A 20,673-nucleotide genomic window follows, 5' to 3' on the forward strand; every position below is an offset into this window, starting at 1 on the left:
TCATTGTATCGAAAAAAGAAGTATCGTCAAAGCAGGAGAGCAAAAAAGTATTATATCATAAAGAATGCATAATAGTTAAAAACCGAATCAGAGATTTAATTTTTAAATTAAACCCTATTTGACAGCCGTTTAATTTTCAGCCACGCAAGTTTTTGATTCTTTGCTTTCACATCATTCCTGTTATCACACACATTCGTATGTTTCACACCTGTCACACAATTTCAAGAGCATCGTCATGACCGTTTTAAAACAAGCGCCACTCAAAATCTGTTTGCTGCTGATTCTCCTCTTGGCGGCGGTTTGCCTCAGCGGGGCAGCCGCAGCCGACACCAAAGGAAGCAACATTTGGGACGAAGACCAAAAAATGCCGTCCACTTACACATGGACGCCGCACATCTATTCCGGATTTTATTTTGATACGGACGCCAATCTGTATACCGAATATCTGGAAATGACCATCACGACATCAAATCGGACCATTGACTCTTCAAACGCCCGCTACACAACGGAAGTTGAGCCGGCCCATTTTGCTTATTCCGATTGGGGCAGTTACAATTTCATCGCCTGGTTGGGCGACCCGTATTTTGCCGGTTACGAACGGTACAATTCAAGCGACCGAAACGACACCGCCTATTTTGCCAATTCGAATGTGAGCACGCTTTCCGAGAAGAAGTTATATGAGGTTCTCGTCAATGAAAAATCGGAACGCAAAATCAGTTCCGGCGACACTTTCAATCTTGAAAATGATTACAAAATCCGGATTTCCGATGTGAACAGCAGCAATCAGGAATTCAGAATTTCCCTTGAAAAAGGCGGCAGTTCCGTTAAAAATGAAACCGTTTCCCGCAACTCCACATTTGTCTACGAAAAAAGTTTGGATAACATCGGAACCACGCCCATCATCGCGATTCACGTTAAAGAAGTTTCTGACGGAAAAGCCGTTATTGACGGCATTTTTCAAATTTCGGAACGGTCCGCCGACGTTTCTCTCAACAAACGTGTCGACGCCATGGAAATCACAAGCGTGAACAACACAACGATTGTCATGAAAAATCCGAGCCGGATTGATTTGTCCGCCAACCGGAACATCACGCTGATGGACCATGTAAAAATCAAAGTCGGCGACTCTTCAAAACTCCGGTTTGAACTCATGTCCGACCCGAAAACGGACGCGGAAAAGAAATATCCGTCCCGAAGTTCCGTTTACGACAACAACAGCAACAATATGAAAAGCTGGACCGGCCGCAGTTATGACGGATTTGCGTATGTTTGGAGCGACGGATCGACCCCTGAAAATCTGACCATTGACATTAAAAACAATATTGGAAGAACGCTCAATCCGAAAGAAATCAGTTATGAAATTTTATCTTACAATTCCACCTTCAATTATTCCGACTGGGGCGGTTTCCGTTCTGTCAGCATTGCCGGTGATGAATATTTTGCCGGCTACACGGCGTACAGTTCGTCAAACCGGAACAACACCACCAATTTCACAAGCAGTGATTACAACATTCTTGAAAAAGGTCAAATTTCAAAAGTATTGGTGAATAACAACAGCAGCCGGAGTTACGGCACCGGTTCGGAAATCTCTCTTGAAAACGGCTATTCCTTAAAACTTAATAAGATCGAAGGAGAAGGCAGCGGCAAAACGCTTAACATGTCTCTTTTGAAAAACGGGTCTGTTGTGGAGAATGTCAGCGTTTCCGAAAATCAAAATTACATATATAAAAGAACAATCGGCGATGTCAGCAATGTGCCGACCATTGTTGTCCGGATCGGTTCGATCTTTGTCGGCAGCAGCAGCACCGAAATTTCCGTTCCGGGAATTTTTCAAATTTCGGAAAACACAACCAATGTAACGGCCGGACAACGCATTGACAACATGCGGGTGGAATACACCAGCAGAAACGGGTTCTACTTGCTCAACAACGACACCATTGATTTATCCCGCGGCCGCGACATCAAGTTGGTGAACAACCTTTCCATTCACGTGGCCGATTCCGATGATGTTCGTTTCTTCTTCTACAATCAAAACGGATCGACGACAACGTCCAAGTCTTTAAAAATCGTTCTTCCGGACGCTGTCTTCCCGTATCAGGACATCGACATTCAAGTGTTGGCGTCCGACGGCAACAGCTGGATTAATGCGGAAGGCGCCCAAGTCAAAGTCAATGGAAACAGCATCGGAAACACAAGTTCTTCCGGAACGATTCGGTACACGGTGAATGAATCCGGAACCTATCAATTCTCCGCGGAAAAGAGCGGATACAGCTCGGCGTCGACGAGCAAATCCACGACGGATCCTGAAAAAATATTGACGATGACCGCCCCGGCTTATATTTTTTCGGGTGACATGTTCTTAATTTTCGTTCGGGATGACACCAACATGTATGTGCCGGACGCTTCCGTCTATGAAAATGGTGTCCTCATCGGAACATCCGACGACAATGGTTCCGTTTCGGTGACCGCGAAAACGGCCGGAAGCTATGACTACAAAGCGACGAAATCCGGCTACACTCAGGGCTCAATGACTCAAAACATTTTGCCGTACGGTCCGTATTTCGCGGTGACGAACGTGTCTTTGTCGGAAATGAACTTTTCGTTCAACCACCGCACAAAAATTCCGTTTGAAGTGACCAATGTCGGCAAAGAAAACGGAACGCAAAACGTTTCCATTACTTACAACGGCCAGACCACTGTCAAAAAAGTGACGTTGGATGTGAATGAAGCAAAAACAATTTCGTATACGGTTAAACCGGATGCGGTTGGCTATAATGTCATTACGGTGGACAACCAAACCTTCGCGTTTTACGTGAATGAAAACACCGGCAACGGGCTTGGATTTGATTTGGGTTCGGTCTCTTGGAAAACAGTTGCGTTGGTCGGCGGCGTCATTCTGCTGATTGTTTTGATTGCGGGCGGCGCTTGGTATTATACTCAAAACAAAGATTCGGACAAATCCAAAGGCAAAAAATCACCCTCCAAAGGCAAAACTTCCGGCAAAAAAGCGGCGTCCAAACCAACCAAATCACAATCAACAAAGTCATCGGGTCAACCGGCAAAACCGGCTCAGAAGCCCGCCTCTAAACCGGCAAGCAAATCGGCAAGCAAACCGAAAGAAAATACGCACAAGTATTCCAGCAGCAACAAGCCGGCGGAATTGAAAAACAGTCAGAAAAAAGCGCGGGCTGCTCAGGAAAAGAAAGGCAAAACTTAAAGATAAGCTTCGAACATAATGAATTAAAATAATCATCATCGAGGAAATATCATGAAAACAGCATGGATCAAAGCAGACGAAGGCGATTGGGAACAAAAGAAAGACAGAATTACAATGGGTCTTGAATCCGGAATTGATTTCGTTTTCGCCAATCCGGCTGATATTTCCAAGATCAAGAAGCTTGGTACTGTCAAAGTGGCTTGTTTTTACGATGAGGAAAAAGAGGGCGCTGACGTTTTGGTCATGGACATTACGCCGGAAAACAGCGACGTTTTGGACGATTACACCGAAGCGCTCAACATCAAAATGATTCGGGACTTAAAGCGCGCCGGAAAAACGATGGCCGGTTATGTGGATATCCAAAGCAAAAAGGCGGAAAAATATGCCGCCGAGGCCGGAAAGCAGTTGGACTATCTGATCATTTCCGCCAACGATTGGCGAATTATTCCGCTTGAAAATCTGATTGCGGCGCTTGAAAAGTATGAGGTTAAAATTATTGCTTGCGTCCATTCCGGCGATGAAGTCAAAACCGCCGCTCAAATCTTGGAAAAAGGCGTTGACGGTGTTTTAATTGACTGCGACGACCCGGATGAAATCCGAGAGTCGGTGTCCGCCATTAAGTTTTCCGACCGCGTTTGTGAAAAATTGAGTCCGGCAACCGTGACCAAAGTTCAAACTCTGGGAATGGGTGACCGTGTTTGCGTGGATACATGCAATTTGATGGAACCCGGCGAAGGCATGCTGGTTGGTTCTCAATCGTCCGGCATGTTTTTGGTTCAAGCCGAGGTTGAAGAAAGCCAATACGTCGCGTCCCGACCGTTTCGTGTCAACGCCGGCGCTGTTTATTCTTATGTGAAAGTCGGGGAAATGACGCGTTATTTGTCCGAACTTCAAGCCGGCGACGATGTGACGATTGTTAATGAAAAAGGCGAAACGCGTCCCGGAATTGTCGGGCGCGTCAAAATTGAGTCCCGGCCGATGATGCTTGTGGAAGCCGAAGCGGACGGCAAAAAAATAAAAGTCATTCTTCAAAACGCCGAAACCATTAAACTGGTTCGGCCGGACGGCAAAAGCATACCGATTACGGATTTAAAGGAAGGCGACAAAGTTTTGGTCAAAACCGAAAAATCCGGGCGGCATTTCGGCATGAGCGTGAATGAAAAAATTATTGAGAATTAAAAGTTGAGCGTTATGAGTGAATATCGGAATTTAACATTTTATCCTGCCGCGGTCGGCACGATTACGGAAGACGCAATTCATTCCGCTTTTTTCGGACGGGAGCTCGGCGCTGATATTTTGGAAATCCGGTTCGATTTGATTTTGGACGGCTTGCTTTCCGAATTGAATGAAAAGGCGGTTCGAAAGGAATGCGTCTCTTTGATTCGAGAAATTCGAAAAACCGGTTTGCCGGTAATCGGAACATTCCGTTCCAAAAAAGAAGGCGGGAATATGGATTTGAATTCTCGCGACGCCTTCAAATGGATGCGGTTTGTGTTGCCTTATGTTGATTTCATCGATATCGAATGGTCAAGCCCGAAGGGCAAAATGAGAAAATTGATTGATTCGGCACATCAAAATCAAAAGCAAGTGATTATTTCGTCTCATTATTTTGATCAGATGCCGTCCAAAAAACAGATGATGAAAATGATTGTTTCGTCTCAGAAGGCAGGCGCTGATATTTCAAAAATCGCTGTTATGCCCAAAGACGACGCCGATGTTTTAAAATTGTTTGAAGCCGGTCTTTTGTCTCAGAAAAAAGTTTTACAAAATGATGGGACCCAAAAAACCGGAGACGAACCAAAATCCGACGTCCGGCTGGAAGCAAAGCTGAAAACAAATGCGGGTCTCGGATGCGTTTGTTTGATTGCCATGGGCGGTTCTTACCAATATTCAAGAATAATCGCACCCGTCTTCGGTTCCGTTTTATCGTACGGCTATGTGACGATGCCGGCAGCACCGGGGCAGCTCCGGGTGGATGAAATCAAGTCCGGACTCAAAAGTTTGAATTTAAGATGACGTTTAAAGACCATTTCTTTTTTATTTGATTCATTTCTTTTTTTCATTGATTTGAGATCATTTTATTGACAAGTTTGAGAAGGCAGGTGAAAATGAATTCCAATCCTCAAAAATACGGCGTTTTTGGTGACCCGATTCACCATTCGTTGTCTCCCGCAATGCACAAGGCCGCCTTTTCAAATCTCGGTCTTTCGGCGGTTTATGATGCTTTTTTAGTCAAACCGGAGGATTTGGAAAAATCAATTTTAAAGGCAAAAGATGATGGTTTTTGCGGTTTAAACCTCACCATTCCGCATAAAGAATCTGTTTTAAAATTTGATTTCATTTCTCCCGACCCGTTTTCAAAGATGGTCGGCGCGGCAAACACACTTCGTTTTTCCTCAAACGGAATCGAAGCGTTTAATACGGATGCGATGGGCGCGCTTCTGGCGCTTGAATCTGAAAATTTCCACACGGACGGCAAAAACATTTTGATCATCGGGGCCGGCGGCGCTTCACGTTCCATTTCCTTTTTATTCGGTTTACGAAAGAATCCGGTTAAAATCGTCAACCGGACGGCAGAAAAAGCGGAAAAATTGGCGGTGGAAATTCAAGAGAAAACCGGTAACTTGAATGTGTCCGGCGGCGGTTTTTCAAATCTTCTTCCTGACATTGCCCGAGCGGACATTATTATTCAGACAACGGAGCTTGGCATGGGAAAATATGAAAATGTTTCTGTTTTTGACCAATTAGAATCTGATTTAAAAAATGAAAATCTGAGAGTTGCTGAGCTCAAAAAATATTTAACGCCGGAATCGGTTGTTTTTGATATTGTTTACAATCCGGCAGAAACAAAATTTTTAAGGGAAGCGAAAGCTGCCGGCGCTCAAACGATGAACGGAACCATGATGCTTGTCTATCAGGGGGCGTTGGCTTTTGAAATTTGGACCGGAAAAAAACCGGACATTTCCGTGATGAAAAATGCGGTTTTAAAAGCGCTTGACAGTCGAAAATAACGGGGTGAAAAATATGGATCAAAAACCGGCCTCTGAGTCAAAAGAGATGAGAAAACTCATCGGCCTCATTGAACAATTTGCTGTTTTGAAACACGCGACTGTCGCGATGGGCGTTCGGATGGCGGATGCGGAAACGATCGAATGCGCCAAGCGCGCGGTTGAAAACGGTTATGCCGATGTTATTTTGGTCGGCAACCAAGCGGAAATTGAAAAAGCGTCGGAATCGGTTTTGCCGAAAAATTCGCCTCTCCCGTTTAAAATTGTGGACACGGACGCGCCGGAAGAAAAAATTATTTCTTTATTGATGTCCGGCGAAGTCGATGCTGCCATTCGCGGAACTGCCCGGGCAAGCGATTCTCTTTCCAATCTCAAAAAAGCGTGCGACATCAACGAAATTCATCGGATTGCCATCCTTCTGACCAAAAAAGGCCATCCTTACTTTTTCGCGCCGGTCGGCATTGACGAAGGAACGACTGCCGAAGACAAAGTCAAATTCATCTGTCTCGGGACGCATCTCTTGCGGCGCGTCGGTGTTTTGCCCGGCGTCGGCCTCATCACAACGCCCGACGAAGCCGGGCGAAAAGAAGCGGCCATCATCCTTTCGGAAATGAAAAAACGGGATATTGTCGCGATGGATTACGGTTTAAATTTGGAAAAGGCGTTTGAGAATTCCAACTACATTATCGCGCCCAACGGCATTTCCGGAAATTTGATTTTTCGGGCGCTCACCTTTTTGGGCGGTGGTGACGGCCTCGGCGCTCCGATTTTGATGGACCACCACGTTTTTGTGGATACGTCCCGGTCGGCCGGCCATTATACGAAAGCAATTATGGTCGCAAGCGCGCTTTCGAAAAAACGGGGGAATAAGGAATAATTGGAAATAAAAAAGGAAATGAAAGTGAAAATGAAACAAAGAACAGTTAAGAATTTGTTTCGCCCACTTTTTCTGTCAATTCTTCAAAACTGATAAAGCCGCTTCCATCCCCAAATGTCATATTTTCGCCCGCCGGCTCGATGTACAGACCGGAAATGAAATTATCGGGTTCGCTATTTCGAATAAACAAAATATATTGTCCGCCGATTTCCAAGTCTTGCGAGCAGTTATCATAAGTAAATCCGTCGACGGTTCCGCCCCACATTTCTTTTTTGAAGGTGTCCGGCATTTCTCCTTTCAAAACAGTGTTTGTTTCAAAGGTGTGTTCGGTATTGATCGGCATATCATACGGCATGTCATCAAGTGATGTTGCCCATTTTTTCAAGTTCCAGACACCGCTTGAATCCGTTAATGTTGCAATGACAATCGCATCGGACTGCGCAATCTTTTCATCCATCGTCATTCCGGCGTAACAAATGCACATCCCGCCAAGAAATATGGTTTTGTCAGCGGATTGACTTTTCATGTAAATACCCATGAAAACAACCGGCAAAATCAGCAGAACAATAATAATGACTGCGGCAGTGATTTTTTGATTTCGGTTCATGAATCCACCCAGTTTATGAAAAAATGCAAAGAATTTCAAAATAAGCAAAATAAAAAAGAGAAACCGCTTAAGTCGCGATCTCTTCTTTCACTTGGGTTTCGGAAACTTCGCCGTAATACTCGTTGGTAAAGTTGCCGTTTTCGGTTTGAACAAAGGCGTCCGGCAGCCCGATTTGGACGAAATCTTTTTGGATGACGTTTCCATTTTCATCTTTCGGATATTGGATGAACAACAAAACCGTGTCGTTTACGTCAAAAGTCGGCACTTTCATGGCAGTAAATGTGTATCCGTCCAGTGTTCCGCCTTTCACGCGGCCGGTAAACGTGTCGCTGATATTTCCTTTTAAGATTTCATCGGTTTGAAATGTGTATTCGGTAGAGATTTGTCCGTGATTGTCTTTGTAGTCGGTCATGTTTGCCGGCTTTTGCCCGTCAGGCGTGTCCCAAATGCTCTTTTCACCGGTGACAGTTGCGGTCACAATCAAATCGGAATTGTCAACCAGTTGCGAAAATTCCGGGAAATACCAGTTAATCATGATTGTTCCAAGATCCGTTTCATTCGCCGTGTCTTTGTCTTGTTTGTTCATTGCCGTGTAAACCCCGATGGCTGCGATCACAATAAAGACAGCGGCTAAAATGATAATCCATAATTTCATGTGCGACTTTTCATCCATAACTTTCACCTTCAACTCCTTAATGATTTCAATAAAATGCTTTTAAATTGCCTTTATTCAAAATCTGAATCCAAAAAGGGCTGGTTTTTATAAAGCCTTTACTTTAACTGCAAACGGAATTGAAGTCATTTGAAAGCCGGTTCCTGTTCAACGCCCCCGGAAAATGTGATGCTGTAACGCGCGCGATGCCCGCCAAACGAAGAAAAAAAGGAAAAAGGAGAAGAAGAGAATAATTAAAAAAACTCAATCAGGGTTTTGCTCAATACGGTCTGTCCGCTTCCGGCGCTGATCCCAAGATTTCTTTTTCTTCAAATCCCCATTTTTTCGAAATATCGTCGTTTGACGACGATTTAATCATTTCGTTGTATTTTTTGGCGGCAACATTGTATTTTTCCTTTGCCTCATGAATCTTTCGGGCATGATTTTCGATTTCGTTCATTAATTCCGCATACATCGGGTTTTCCGGGATTTGCGGGTTTTTCCCGATCATGCTGTTCATGATCCGGGAGGCCGATTGAATGCTTTTGTAATGTTCGGCAACGGTTTTTTCCTCGTCCCGCGCATCGGCGACAGTTTGTTGAAGTTTTCCGTCTGCATCGTATTTTTGAAGCAAAACCGCTAAGTAACTGAGGCGTTCGGCTTGATCTCTCAGGAGCAAATCCAAGTCATATTCTTTGTTGCCGGCGTCTTGTTCGTAAAATGTCAATTCGTTTTGCTTTTTGGTCATCTTTCGGGCAAAGAACGCGAAAAAGAGTAAAAAAACAGCCAGACAAACAATTAAAGCCGCAATGAGAATAATTATCGTATCCATGAATGATTCCTCTGATTATTTTATTAAACAAAGAACTCATTCGTTAAAATCTTTGTTCAAAACAGTCGATTCATTTATTCAACCTTTTTTATATTGAATTTCTCTCAGCAGGTTTCTTAAAAATATTTTATATGATGTCTTCTGATCTAGGTTATTTTTTATAAAACTCTCAGCACCATCGGTCGGCTTGTTTTTAAAAGTGGTTGCTGAAATCAGCATTTTAATTGCGCGTTTACTTTAATTTTACTTGATTTCTCTCAGCACTTTGTTTGAATTATTTCAATTTAATGTCTCTATATGTTATTCTTTTTTAATAAAACTCTCAGCACTATCGGGTGACTCTTTTTGGGGTTTTATTTTATACAATCAAAATGTATCTATTTCTGAAAAATTAAAAAGCCATTTAAATATGTTTTTTCTTTTGCCGTTTATGAAGCAAAACATGAAACAAAAACAATTTGAAGATATTGTTTTCCTGATAAAACAGTCCCAATTTAATGCCATTAAATTGGTGAACGCCGAATTAATTAGTCTCTATTGGAATGTCGGAAAATATATCGGTGAACGTATTGAAAAGTCAGAATGGGGCCAGTCGGTTGTCAAGGAGTTAGCTGATTATCTATCCTTGAAAAATTCAGACTTAAAAGGATTTTCCGACAAAAACCTTTGGCGGATGAAACAGTTTTATGAAACGTATAAGAATTATCCGGAATTGTTGTCATTGTTAAAGGAAATCAGCTGGACAAATAATTTGATTATTCTCAGCAGAACAAAATCCATGAAAGAAAAGGAGTTTTATTTACTTTTAAGCGGGCGTGAAAAATACAGCTCAAGGGAGTTGGAGCGGCAAATCAGCAGTAGCATATTTGAACGAACCATGATTGGGAATATGACTTTACCTCCTTCCGTGAAGGCTCTAAACTCTGATATTACGAACTATTTCAAGGACAGTTATGTGTTTGAATTTTTGGGTTTGCCGGTTTCATATAGTGAGGATGAATTAAAAAAGGGATTGATTCATCAACTTAAAAATTTCATGTTGGAATTCGGGAAGGACTTTCTGTTTGTCGGCGAAGAATACAAAATTCAAGTCGGAAGCGGTGATTTCTTTGTTGACCTTGTTTTTTTCCATCGAGGACTTCGGTGTTTGGTTGCGATGGAATTAAAATCGGACAAATTCAAGCCGGAACATTTGGGTCAGCTCAATTTCTATTTGGAAGCTTTGGACCGTGACATCAAAAAACCGGATGAAAATCCGAGTATCGGCATTTTATTGTGTTCCGATAAGGATAACGACGTGGTTGAATACGCACTCAATCGAACGCTGTCTCCGGCAATGGTTTCGGAATATAAAACTCAATTACCGGACAAGAAGCTGTTGCAGCAGAAGTTGAGAGAATTATTCGGAAGTGAGGACTGAAATAATGAATTATTTTGTATTTGATCCGAAGATCTCTTTCGATTTGTATTTTTTTCCATTCATCCCTTCAGAATGCTCTTCGACAAGTTGAGTCGATGATTTAAAAAGCGGTTTTTTTTCAAATCCCCATGTTTTTGCAAAAAAAGAATATGGTATCATACTGATTCTTTTGTTATAACTGGAAGCAACAGTGTTATATTTCCTTTTTGAATACATCGTTTTTTCAGCTTCGGCTTTTATCTGGCCATTCAAATCTTTATACATGGACGTTGCTGTTATTGTTGGCGTTTGCTCAACAACTTGATACATTTTTTGCATCGCCATCTCCATGGTTGCTGCTCTTTGGAAGACATTTCCGGATTTAGCAGCAGTTACATCTTTTACAAAATCGTATTCTTTTTGATCGTATTGACGAAGAAGACGAGCCATTGAGTCTATAATGTCAAATTGTTTTTCAATTTGAAGATCGACAGCTGCTGCTCTTTTCTCAACATCTTCGCTGTAATATGTAAATTCGTTGTGTTTTTTAACAAGTTTTCTATAGGTAAAAAAGCCAATGAGTGCAATAATTGCTAAAATAATGATGATTATCCAAGTCTGTTCCATTCAATGCCTCCTCATTTTTAAAAATAATGTTTGAAATACGTTTCATACCCTGTTTTCATAAATAAATTGATGGTTCTGTTTTTATTTTTCCGAAAACAAAAACTGTTCCAAATCTTCAATTCCGACCCGCTCAATCACAAAACCCAAACGTTCTTTCGGGTTCGCGTTCTTTTGATACCATCCCAATATTTTATCCAAAATCGGCGACAACTCTTCTTGCCCAATCGGTTTTGAAAGCGGTGTTCCGGCTCTTGTCTTTCGTCCCCACATGCCACCGACATAAATCTGAATTTTTTCTTCTCCTTTCTGCCGGCGAAAAACAAGGCCGATGTCATTCAAATCCGGTTTAACGCAGCTGTTTGGACAGCCGCCGACCGCCATTTTGACTTTGCTCGGAAACGCCGTGTTTGACAGGCCGAGGAAATATTTTTGATGCAAAAGACGCGCCAATCCTTGGGTGTCGCCGTTTCCAAAAACGCATGTCGTTCCTTTACATGCCGCAATCGGACGGATTTTCGGACCGGTGCCGCCGAACAAAAGTCCGGATGCCAAACAAGCCAAATAGTCGCGCGCCGGATCGATATTTTCATACGGAATGCCGACGATTTCCGCAGACTGGCGGGATGTAAACGCGACGGTTCCGTTTCCGAACAGGCGGGCGCATTCCGAAATCTGAGCCAGTTGTCCGGCACTGTAAACGCCGCCGGGAGCGACGATTCGTCCCGAAAAACAGTTCGTGTTTTTGTTCAGCAAAAATCCTTTGGATTTAGCGTCGGTGATTTGTTCGGGTGTGAGTTTTTCCATTTTTGAAGTCCTCCGTTTTTATTTTGTTTTTGAAATTTTTGGATTTATTGATTTAAAAATTCATCAACAGTCATGCTGTCATAGTAATCCACCATTCGGAAGTACGGCATCCCAATCGGGATTTCCGGATTGTAAAGCATTTTAAATGCCAATGTATCGGTTTTCGACATTCCGGAAACCGGGTTATTGTAATTCATAATACTTGTTTTTCCGTCGACGTGATTATAAAATCCGATCATATGGGAAAATTCATGCAGCTGCACGCTGTTTCTGTAACCTTGCGGTCCGCCCGGTTCCATAATGATGTTGGCTTGATAAATTTCTCCGTTTCTCACGTTGAAATCACAAAAGCTTTTGTCAAAACTGTCGCCGGTGTACATATTTCTGATTTGTTCATAGTTTTCGTTTGTCGTAAATATGATTTTAACATTTTCGCCGCTATTGACGATTTGCATTCCCGGAAAACCATCAACAGTGTTAAACGCCGCGATAATTTCGTTGAGCGCGTTGAGATCTTTTTCGGACGGATTGCCTTCCACCTTAATTTTAATCGGCGTTGCCCATTTTTGGACGCCGCTCACGCTCGGTTTCGTAAAATGCGTATCGTAAATGAACACCAGCGCTTCGTCAAAGTCCTCGGAACTTTTTTCGTTCAGGACTTTAAAACCCCATCCCGGGTTGATGATTGCAAAAGCGCCGCTCTGTGACAAAACAACAGCAATCACGGCAAAAACAACAACCAAAATGACGATGCCTTTTATGGTTTGAGCTGCCGTCTGTTTTTGAGGCGTCGAACCACCGGTTTCGGAATTATTATTTTCTTTCATTTGTGAGACCCCATTAAAAAATCCCGGAAATCAATTCTATGGATTCAGTGATGAAAAATATAATTCTATTTGATTCCAAACGCAAACTCCTTCGCGTTTGTTTAAACTCAAATATTATATTGTACCGGTTATTTATGAATGTTTTTACAAACCAAAAAAAAGCCGGACAAACTTTCGCTTGTCCGGCTTAAATCTGATGAATCTTTCAATTTACTGGTTTTATTTCCTTTCTCTTATGTCTTTTTTTCGGATGAATGTTTTTTTTGGTATCTCCATACGATAATTGCAGTAAAGATAACGGCCAATATTAAAAGTAAGACCGCCGGCCAAAAATTCTTAATTTTTGTCAGCGAAAGGTCGGATTCTTCAACAGTTATTGAAACCGTATGAGACAGACCGTCTATAGAATATATTGCAGTCGTATTACCTTTCTTGAGAGCTTCAAATGTATATTCGCCGCCATTTTCAATCATCTTAAGGCTGTTTTTGTCGTAAGTCCATGTTCCGCCTTCAGGACTCGGCGTCCAATTAACTTTTTCTCCGATGTAAAATGTGAATGTATCCGGCAAGCCGGTAATAACAATAAAACCACTTGATGACGCAATTTTATCTATCTCCCAGGCTTCAATTTGAATTTTCGACGGTGTAACAACATTGGCTGATCCGGAAGAACTTGATCCGATTGCCCGTTTGTTCACCGTAAAACTCACGTTCAAACTTTCCGAAATCCCGTTTGTTCCCGATACGGTAACAGTTGCTTCATAATTTCCGACGTCCAAATCGTCTTTCGGAACAACTGTAAAGTTATCGGTTCCTCCGACTCCCAATGAAGCGATTGAAGACGCAGACAATGTAAATGAATCAGCATTGGTTCCGCTTAAAGAAATTGCTAAGGATCCCGTACTGTCGGTACCGGTGTTTTCAACGGTAATTTCATGCGGGGTTTGCGCAGCATATCCTTTTTCAGCGGCGCCAAATATTTTATCGGTTGACGGCGTCAGAGAAATATCATAAATATGATTCACCGTAAAACTCACATTCACACTCTGTGAAATCCCGTTTGTTCCCGATACGGTAACAGTTGCTTCATAATTTCCGACGTCCAAATCGTTTTTCGGAACAACTGTAAAGTTATCGGTTCCTCCGACTCCCAATGAAGCGATTGAAGACGCAGACAATGTAAATGAATCAGCATTGGTTCCGCTTAAAGAAATTGCTAAGGATCCCGTACTGTCGGTACCGGTGTTTTCAACGGTAATTTCATGCGGGGTTTGCGCAGCATATCCTTTTTCAGCGGCGCCAAATATTTTATCGGTTGACGGCGTCAGAGAAATATCATAAATATGATTCACCGTAAAACTCACATTCACACTCTGTGAAATCCCGTTTGTTCCCGATACGGTAACAGTTGCTTCATAATTTCCGACGTCCAAATCGTTTTTCGGAACAACTGTAAAGTTATCGGTTCCTCCGACTCCCAATGAAGCGATTGAAGACGCAGACAATGTAAATGAATCAGCATTGGTTCCGCTTAAAGAAATTGCTAAGGATCCCGTACTGTCGGTACCGGTGTTTTCAACGGTAATTTCATGCGGGGTTTGCGCAGCATATCCTTTTTCAGCGGCGCCAAATATTTTATCGGTTGACGGCGTCAGAGAAATATCATAAATATGATTCACCGTAAAACTCACATTCACACTCTGTGAAATCCCGTTTGTTCCCGATACGGTAACAGTTGCTTCATAATTTCCGACGTCCAAATCGTCTTTCGGAACAACTGTAAAGTTATCGGTTCCTCCGACTCCCAATGAAGCGATTGAAGACGCAGACAATGTAAATGAATCAGCATTGGTTCCGCTTAAAGAAATTGCTAAGGATCCCGTACTGTCGGTACCGGTGTTTTCAACGGTAATTTCATGCGAGGTTTGCGCAGCATATCCTTTTTCAGCGGCGCCAAATATTTTATCGGTTGACGGCGTCAGAGAAATATCATAAATATGATTCACCGTAAAACTCACATTCACACTCTGTGAAATCCCGTTTGTTCCCGATACGGTAACAGTTGCTTCATAATTTCCGACGTCCAAATCGTTTTTCGGAACAACTGTAAAGTTATCGGTTCCTCCGACTCCCAATGAAGCGATTGAAGACGCAGACAATGTAAATGAATCAGCATTGGTTCCGCTTAAAGAAATTGCTAAGGATCCCGTACTGTCGGTACCGGTGTTTTCAACGGTAATTTCATGCGAGGTTTGCGCAGCATATCCTTTTTCAGCGGCGCCAAATATTTTATCGGTTGACGGCGTCAGAGAAATATCATAAATATGATTCACCGTAAAACTCACATTCACACTCTGTGAAATCCCGTTTGTTCCCGATACGGTAACAGTTGCTTCATAATTTCCGACGTCCAAATCGTCTTTCGGAACAACTGTAAAGTTATCGGTTCCTCCGACTCCCAATGAAGCGATTGAAGACGCAGACAATGTAAATGAATCAGCATTGGTTCCGCTTAAAGAAATTGCTAAGGATCCCGTACTGTCGGTACCGGTGTTTTCAACGGTAATTTCATGCGAGGTTTGCGCAGCATATCCTTTTTCAGCGGCGCCAAATATTTTATCGGTTGACGGCGTCAGAGAAATATCATAAATATGATTCACCGTAAAACTCACATTCACACTCTGTGAAATCCCGTTTGTTCCCGATACGGTAACAGTTGCTTCATAATTTCCGACGTCCAAATCGTCTTTCGGAACAACTGTAAAGTTATCGGTTCCTCCGACTCCCAATGAAGCGATTGAAGACGCAGACAATGTAAATGAATCAGCATTGGTTCCGCTTAAAGAAATTGCTAAGGATCCCGTACTGTCGGTACCGGTGTTTTCAACGGTAATTTCATGCGAGGTTTGCGCAGCATATCCTTTTTCAGCGGCGCCAAATATTTTATCGGTTGACGGTGTGAGTGAGATTCCATAATCTGCTGCCTCATATTCAAAACCGTCTGTAAGAGTTGCCGTACCATCCGGATTTGTGACAGAAACATCAACAAATCCTGCACTGTGTGCGGGAGTAACAACATGTATTTCCATAAAATCGCCATTTTGCATTATAGTTCCCGACACCGGTGTATTATTAAACATTACCGAAACATCCCCCAGATTCGTTCCGGTAATTGTTACAAGCGTGCCGCCGGTCACAGGTCCGGAAGAAGGGGAAACGCTCGTGATGGTGGGCAAATGAACTTCGGGATTGGAATACGTGAAAACAAACTCATTGCTTTCCTTTCCGTTACAAGTGACTTTAACCAAAGCGCTGTCTTCGTTACTCAAAGGAGTTACGCAAGTAATACTTGTTGAATTAACAAGCTGAACATTTGTTGCCGGCTCACTTCCAAACATCACACTGACGGGCGTTTCAAAATTACCGCCGGTAATTGTCACCGCCGTTTCTTGTAATTTGTTGCCGGAAGACGGTGTAATCCCGGTAATGTAAGGCGTATTGTAATAAATAAAAGGAACAGCATTGCTGGTTCCGACAGAGTTTACAACTGTTATATTTACCTTACCGGTTCCGGATGGAATTATTACCATGAAATTCGAAAGGTTGGGTTGTTGCATAGTAATTGTTGCTTCATTTGTCCCAAAATAAATTTTCATATCCGGCGAATGATTAAGAACAGTAATCCCATAACGATCACCAGCTGTTCCTTGCGCATTTGAAACGTATGTAATTTCCGGCGCATCCGCTGCGGAAGCACCGTTTGGAAGAATCGTCAAAATAAAGCAAAGTGTCAAAAGAACGTATAAATATTTTTTCATTTTTCATTTCCTGAATCAAATTTTGATTTCAGCTTAAAAGAACTAAATTATATTCGGATATTATTCGGATATTATTCGGATATTAAATGATTATGAATATATCAAATTGTTGCTTTTATACTTTTTCCTTTTTAATATGTTTCCTAAAATAATTATGAGTGTTTTATAAGCCAAAAAAAGGCCGGACAAGCAAAAGTTTGTCCGGCTTAAATCTGATGAATCTTTCAAGTCATCGGATTTTGTTTTTTAATTTTTATTTGAGTTTCACGCTTATTTTGCGGGGATGATCAAAGATCTCTCGCCGGCCGGCTCGAATTCTCTGAGGGCACCGCGGCCGAATTCGTATCTCGGTCTGGTGAAGTCAAACGGCAAAAGGTCGTCGGCGAAACAGACTTTGACGAGCGGGCTCACGGTGTAGGCGTCTCCTCGGGTGGAGTGAGCAGCCATTGTGATACCGGCGTAACCGCCCTGGTGACCCACGTTCATGGCGTAGTTCGGGTAGTTCGGTCCGCGGAGTTCAGCCGGACATCCTTCGTCGCCCTGGTAGGAACAAACGTTGGAGGCACCGCACTGGTCCTGCAAGTCGTAGCCGTAGAATCCGAGACGTCCCCAGGCTTCCTTGTGGAGGTACATGGAGAGGTACCAGCCGGAGAGACCGGCGTTTGCGTTTCCGGTGGCGATGGAGACACCGCATCCGGCAGCGGCCGCAAGGGAGGTTGCTCTTTGGGAGCCTCCGAAGTGGTCTTCAAGGGCGGACGGGTATTTCTCGTATTCCTCGATACCGAAGAGGGTGGATTCCGTGGTGATGTCTTTGATGATGTCGTTTGTGGCTTTCACCTTGTTGTTGGTTCCGGTCTTGGCAGCTTGGTTGTACTTCTTGTTGATGTAGTCCATGTTGTAGTACAAGTTGTTGTCCAAGATATCGTCAGTGTATCCTGCGGTTGCGTATTGCGTAAATCCGACACCACCGGACATGTAGGAACCGAGCCAGATTTGGTCGTACATGACACAGCCTGCGCCGACAACTTCGAGGGCGACTTTGGCCGGGTCATCGACGTTCACACGGCTGGACTGGACGATGTCACAAAGGTGACCGAAGGAAACTCCTCCGGGCTCGTTCGGCGCTCTGACACGGCGGGCCGGGAGAAGTTCTCCCATGTTGATAACTCCGGCGTGTTTGGCAGCGTAGGACAAGTCGGCGACAGCAGCTTCACCGGCGCACATGTTGTACGCGGAGATGAAGGACATACCGATTTGCATGGCAGACCATCTGCTGGTCTGACCGCCGTCAGTGGATCTGATGACGATGGTCGGGATGTGGAGCGCTTGCCAGGAAGTGTTTCCGATGGCGGCTTTCAACTGTGCGGCTTGTTCGGCCGGGAACATTTTGTTGATGTCGATTAAGAATTGTTTGTCGATTTCATCAGCGAGTTCATCGTTTCCGGTGAAGATCTTGACGTAACAGTCGTCAACAAGTCCCGGGTGACACTCGACCATCATTTCCTGAACGACGGCGCCGCCCGGAAGGGAGTGGTTGAGGTTTTCGAGGTAGTTGTTGATGGTTTCCGGAGTCACTTCTTTACCGAGTCTTTTCTCAAGGGTCTCATGAGCCATGTCAAGACCGACGATGTTAGTTCTCTTGATATCGTCAACCATTTGCTGCATTGCGGCGTTGTTGACGTAGTGGAGGTCATCGGGGTCAACGACCATGTCGGTGCCGGAAATTCTGTACGGGGTGATACATCTCTGACCGAGCGGAGCACCGGTGTGCATCATGGGGTTGTAACCGGCAAGGCCTCTCTTTTTCGCGATTTCTTTACCGGCTTTGATCATTTCTCTCTTTCTCGGGCTCTGTTCGGGGCCTAATCTCAAGAACTTCGCGGTTTTTGAGGTGATGTCCGTGCCGCCCTGTCTGTTGTCTCCATAGTCCTCACCGAATTTGATTTCCATGGATCTCTTAAATCTTGCAAAAATATCTTGTGCCATTTTTGTCTCTCCTTACTGGGCTTTGTTTGATCCCGGTTTGAAACCGTACTGGGTTCTCTGTAAGTACACTCTGTGGACCCATTCGATTGCTTCTGCATCGGATCTGTACGGGACGTTGTCCACACGGTAGATGGTGGTTCTCTTGGCCAATTCTTCTTCGGACATCGGCTTTCCAAGGACGACTTTGCGGTCGAGCGGGATGGCCACTTGGTCTTTGTCCATGATAATGACGTCGCCTTCTTTTCTGCTTCTGTCGAGCATGTCGAACATCACGCCGTCTTCTTGAAGTCTGACGGAGTGTCCGTGAACGGTGGCGCCGCGGATGCTGGAGCGGGCCGGGTCGCTCATTTCAGTTTCAAGTTGGTCTTTGGCGATGATTTCCATGTCTCTCTCACGGGCCTCAACGATTTGACGACCGGAAAGGGTTCCCGGGTCGACGCCTCTGAAGTTGATGGCGGCGTAGTAGGAGCGGACGTACGGAACGGACGGTGCGTTGTACATAGAGTCAACGAACTGAACGTATCTGACACGGTCACCGGCTTTTGCGCCGGGGGTCGGCTCAACAATTTCTCTGACCGGGCACGGCGGCTCTTCCATTTCGGCGAGCGGCGGGTGGGTGCTCGGGTAGTCTTGACCCGGAGCGCGGTGTCCGAGAATTGCGGTTAAGTCTTCGTCAGAAATTTCTCTCAATTTTTCTAAGTCGTGACCCATGTGTTTTCTTCTGTTTTTTGCAACAGAGGTTGTACCTGGATAATATTGTGCTTTGTATGCCATATTATTAACTCCTTATTGGATTTGGCCTAATGCTTCTTTTGTTTTGACGATAATCTCACTCAACTTCTCTCTTGAACAAGCGTCGCCTCTTGCGACTCCTGTCACAATATTTAAGATCATACCGTCGGATATCATGTCTTTCTCTTTGGGTTTTACGTTGCGTGTCTTGATGCCGACTTTGGCGAAGTCTTCAAAATCCACAAGCGCTTGGCAAATGATGATTGCGGGAATGTGCACGCCGCTGAAAATATCCCGGGCTTTTTTCACAAAATGGTTCCGGACGTTTCCGAAATGAATGATGGCCATTTTGTGCATGTTGATTTGGTCGATTTCTTTCGGGTCGATACCGAAAGATCCCATGGTTCCCGAATCGGGATAACCGGTTCCGGCATAAAGGACCAAAACACCGGTGTGAATATTTTCTCTTCGGATGGCATAAGTGATTTCGCAAATCGGTTTTGTAACGTGTCTTCGTCCCGACCCCATCGCCACAACGACGACTTCCAGTTTTCCGGCTTGGGAAAGTGTTCCCGCGCGGGCGAGACTGCCGCCTTTTCCGTGGCTTAAGCCGCAACGGCAATCGACAACTTGGGTGTTCCGGTTAAAGTTCATCATTTTTTCACCGATCGGACAGATTTGTGATCTATCATTTAATCTCTTAATCATTGCATCCGCAGGTGCTTTTGCATTCTTCGTCGCTTATGTTGTCGTCTTCGCTGTCCTCATCTTTTTTAATGTAGATGATTTGGTCAAGTTTTGCTTTCGGATCTGTCATTCCGAGAAGGGTTTCATCGGCACAGGGTCCCATTTTGGCGTAATCAACAACAGTTGCGTGTTTCTTGAAAAAAGTTCCGACATAAAATTCAAACGGAAAATTCAGGACTTCTTTGCAAGCCAATCTGATTTGTTCCACACATTCTTCGTCGAGAACTTCAATCCGGAGCCGCCCGAGGCTGACTCTCATGTTGATTTCTTGTCCTTCCACTTCAATTTGCTTTTTCAGCGGATGGCTGACTTTTTCGCCTTTTCCGGGTCCGTATCCGACCATATCGGGGAGACGCGATCCTTGAACCATGACTCTGACAATTCCGTCGCATTCGTAAATTCTTCCGAGAAGCTTTTCCGAGGTCTCAGGACTCAAAATTCGCTGCGGGACGATCTCAATTTGGAGTGTGTCCCCAAGTTCCGGTTGTTCCGGGCATTTTGTACCTGATTCTGTGGGATTTGTCATACACATCAGACCTT

The 20,673-nt window shown here is 44.0% G+C and carries 17 protein-coding genes; 6 read left to right on the top strand and 11 right to left on the bottom strand.

Features of this window, described 5'->3' with window-relative positions; translation table 11 throughout:
• The first annotated feature begins 235 nt into the window (after positions 1 to 235).
• The 5 genes from MsAc7_RS06725 to MsAc7_RS06745 all read left to right on the top strand — a co-directional run bounded on the left by MsAc7_RS06725 (position 236) and on the right by MsAc7_RS06745 (position 7,102).
• Positions 236 to 3,217 (top strand): S-layer protein domain-containing protein, encoded by a 2,982-nt coding sequence (locus tag MsAc7_RS06725; protein ID WP_338102151.1) that lies wholly within the window; start codon positions 236 to 238, stop codon positions 3,215 to 3,217.
• Positions 3,218 to 3,268: 51 nt separating this feature from the next.
• A complete protein-coding gene (locus tag MsAc7_RS06730) occupies positions 3,269 to 4,396 on the top strand; it encodes a 3-dehydroquinate synthase II (protein ID WP_338102152.1) in 1,128 nt (375 codons plus the stop codon).
• Positions 4,397 to 4,408: 12 nt separating this feature from the next.
• Positions 4,409 to 5,233 (top strand): type I 3-dehydroquinate dehydratase, encoded by an 825-nt coding sequence (locus MsAc7_RS06735; RefSeq protein ID WP_338102153.1) that lies wholly within the window; start codon positions 4,409 to 4,411, stop codon positions 5,231 to 5,233.
• Between the two features lie 92 nt (positions 5,234 to 5,325).
• Positions 5,326 to 6,228 carry a shikimate dehydrogenase gene (gene aroE / locus MsAc7_RS06740; protein ID WP_338102154.1) on the top strand — a complete coding sequence of 301 codons (903 nt, stop codon included), beginning with the start codon at positions 5,326 to 5,328 and terminating at the stop codon, positions 6,226 to 6,228.
• A 13-nt stretch (positions 6,229 to 6,241) separates the two neighbouring features.
• Entirely contained in the window at positions 6,242 to 7,102 is an 861-nt protein-coding gene (locus MsAc7_RS06745) for a methyltransferase (RefSeq protein ID WP_338102155.1), read from the top strand.
• Positions 7,103 to 7,148: 46 nt separating this feature from the next.
• On the opposite strand, the gene MsAc7_RS06750 is transcribed toward MsAc7_RS06745, so the two are convergent.
• The 3 genes from MsAc7_RS06750 to MsAc7_RS06760 all read right to left on the bottom strand — a co-directional run bounded on the left by MsAc7_RS06750 (position 7,149) and on the right by MsAc7_RS06760 (position 9,193).
• Positions 7,149 to 7,709 carry a hypothetical protein gene (locus MsAc7_RS06750; RefSeq protein ID WP_338102156.1) on the bottom strand — a complete coding sequence of 187 codons (561 nt, stop codon included), beginning with the start codon at positions 7,707 to 7,709 and terminating at the stop codon, positions 7,149 to 7,151.
• A gap of 67 nt (positions 7,710 to 7,776) precedes the next feature.
• Complete coding sequence (locus MsAc7_RS06755) at positions 7,777 to 8,382, bottom strand: hypothetical protein (RefSeq protein WP_338102157.1); 606 nt, start codon at positions 8,380 to 8,382, stop codon at positions 7,777 to 7,779.
• A gap of 259 nt (positions 8,383 to 8,641) precedes the next feature.
• On the bottom strand, positions 8,642 to 9,193 hold the full coding sequence (locus tag MsAc7_RS06760; protein ID WP_338102158.1) for a LemA family protein: 552 nt from the start codon (positions 9,191 to 9,193) through the stop codon (positions 8,642 to 8,644).
• 442 nt (positions 9,194 to 9,635) lie between these two features.
• Here MsAc7_RS06760 and MsAc7_RS06765 point away from each other — a divergent pair, with 442 nt between their 5' ends.
• Positions 9,636 to 10,613: a PDDEXK nuclease domain-containing protein gene (locus MsAc7_RS06765; protein WP_338102159.1), complete on the top strand. Its 978-nt coding sequence runs from the start codon at positions 9,636 to 9,638 to the stop codon at positions 10,611 to 10,613.
• Positions 10,614 to 10,622: 9 nt separating this feature from the next.
• Here MsAc7_RS06765 and MsAc7_RS06770 read toward each other — a convergent pair whose 3' ends face one another.
• The 8 genes from MsAc7_RS06770 to mcrD form a co-directional block, all read right to left on the bottom strand.
• Positions 10,623 to 11,219: a LemA family protein gene (locus tag MsAc7_RS06770; protein WP_338102160.1), complete on the bottom strand. Its 597-nt coding sequence runs from the start codon at positions 11,217 to 11,219 to the stop codon at positions 10,623 to 10,625.
• Positions 11,220 to 11,300: 81 nt separating this feature from the next.
• Positions 11,301 to 12,023, bottom strand: coding sequence for a hypothetical protein (locus MsAc7_RS06775; RefSeq protein ID WP_338102161.1), 723 nt, complete (start codon positions 12,021 to 12,023; stop codon positions 11,301 to 11,303).
• 44 nt (positions 12,024 to 12,067) lie between these two features.
• On the bottom strand, positions 12,068 to 12,850 hold the full coding sequence (locus tag MsAc7_RS06780; protein WP_338102162.1) for a DUF2927 domain-containing protein: 783 nt from the start codon (positions 12,848 to 12,850) through the stop codon (positions 12,068 to 12,070).
• Positions 12,851 to 13,083: 233 nt separating this feature from the next.
• Positions 13,084 to 16,668 carry a choice-of-anchor D domain-containing protein gene (locus tag MsAc7_RS06785; RefSeq protein WP_338102163.1) on the bottom strand — a complete coding sequence of 1,195 codons (3,585 nt, stop codon included), beginning with the start codon at positions 16,666 to 16,668 and terminating at the stop codon, positions 13,084 to 13,086.
• 270 nt (positions 16,669 to 16,938) lie between these two features.
• Complete coding sequence (gene mcrA, locus MsAc7_RS06790; protein WP_338102164.1) at positions 16,939 to 18,654, bottom strand: coenzyme-B sulfoethylthiotransferase subunit alpha; 1,716 nt, start codon at positions 18,652 to 18,654, stop codon at positions 16,939 to 16,941.
• Positions 18,655 to 18,666: 12 nt separating this feature from the next.
• Entirely contained in the window at positions 18,667 to 19,428 is a 762-nt protein-coding gene (gene mcrG, locus MsAc7_RS06795; protein ID WP_338102165.1) for a coenzyme-B sulfoethylthiotransferase subunit gamma, read from the bottom strand.
• 12 nt (positions 19,429 to 19,440) lie between these two features.
• Positions 19,441 to 20,040 carry a methyl-coenzyme M reductase I operon protein C gene (gene mcrC / locus MsAc7_RS06800; protein ID WP_338103479.1) on the bottom strand — a complete coding sequence of 200 codons (600 nt, stop codon included), beginning with the start codon at positions 20,038 to 20,040 and terminating at the stop codon, positions 19,441 to 19,443.
• 46 nt (positions 20,041 to 20,086) lie between these two features.
• The gene (mcrD, locus tag MsAc7_RS06805; RefSeq protein WP_338102166.1) at positions 20,087 to 20,659 is read right to left on the bottom strand and encodes a methyl-coenzyme M reductase operon protein D; all 573 of its coding nucleotides are present in this window, start codon (positions 20,657 to 20,659) and stop codon (positions 20,087 to 20,089) included.
• Between the last annotated feature and the right edge of the window lie 14 nt (positions 20,660 to 20,673).

This window comes from Methanolapillus millepedarum, from assembly GCF_032594115.1.
Taxonomy (GTDB): domain Archaea; phylum Halobacteriota; class Methanosarcinia; order Methanosarcinales; family Methanosarcinaceae; genus Methanolapillus; species Methanolapillus millepedarum.

Coding starts and splice junctions, on each gene's coding strand:
- MsAc7_RS06725 (WP_338102151.1), top strand. CDS start 236: ATGACCGTTTTAAAACAAGCGCCACTCAAAATCTGTTTGCTGCTGATT.
- MsAc7_RS06730 (WP_338102152.1), top strand. CDS start 3,269: ATGAAAACAGCATGGATCAAAGCAGACGAAGGCGATTGGGAACAAAAG.
- MsAc7_RS06735 (WP_338102153.1), top strand. CDS start 4,409: ATGAGTGAATATCGGAATTTAACATTTTATCCTGCCGCGGTCGGCACG.
- aroE (WP_338102154.1), top strand. CDS start 5,326: ATGAATTCCAATCCTCAAAAATACGGCGTTTTTGGTGACCCGATTCAC.
- MsAc7_RS06745 (WP_338102155.1), top strand. CDS start 6,242: ATGGATCAAAAACCGGCCTCTGAGTCAAAAGAGATGAGAAAACTCATC.
- MsAc7_RS06750 (WP_338102156.1), bottom strand. CDS start 7,709: ATGAACCGAAATCAAAAAATCACTGCCGCAGTCATTATTATTGTTCTG.
- MsAc7_RS06755 (WP_338102157.1), bottom strand. CDS start 8,382: ATGGATGAAAAGTCGCACATGAAATTATGGATTATCATTTTAGCCGCT.
- MsAc7_RS06760 (WP_338102158.1), bottom strand. CDS start 9,193: ATGGATACGATAATTATTCTCATTGCGGCTTTAATTGTTTGTCTGGCT.
- MsAc7_RS06765 (WP_338102159.1), top strand. CDS start 9,636: ATGAAACAAAAACAATTTGAAGATATTGTTTTCCTGATAAAACAGTCC.
- MsAc7_RS06770 (WP_338102160.1), bottom strand. CDS start 11,219: ATGGAACAGACTTGGATAATCATCATTATTTTAGCAATTATTGCACTC.
- MsAc7_RS06775 (WP_338102161.1), bottom strand. CDS start 12,023: ATGGAAAAACTCACACCCGAACAAATCACCGACGCTAAATCCAAAGGA.
- MsAc7_RS06780 (WP_338102162.1), bottom strand. CDS start 12,850: ATGAAAGAAAATAATAATTCCGAAACCGGTGGTTCGACGCCTCAAAAA.
- MsAc7_RS06785 (WP_338102163.1), bottom strand. CDS start 16,668: ATGAAAAAATATTTATACGTTCTTTTGACACTTTGCTTTATTTTGACG.
- mcrA (WP_338102164.1), bottom strand. CDS start 18,654: ATGGCACAAGATATTTTTGCAAGATTTAAGAGATCCATGGAAATCAAA.
- mcrG (WP_338102165.1), bottom strand. CDS start 19,428: ATGGCATACAAAGCACAATATTATCCAGGTACAACCTCTGTTGCAAAA.
- mcrC (WP_338103479.1), bottom strand. CDS start 20,040: ATGAACTTTAACCGGAACACCCAAGTTGTCGATTGCCGTTGCGGCTTA.
- mcrD (WP_338102166.1), bottom strand. CDS start 20,659: ATGACAAATCCCACAGAATCAGGTACAAAATGCCCGGAACAACCGGAA.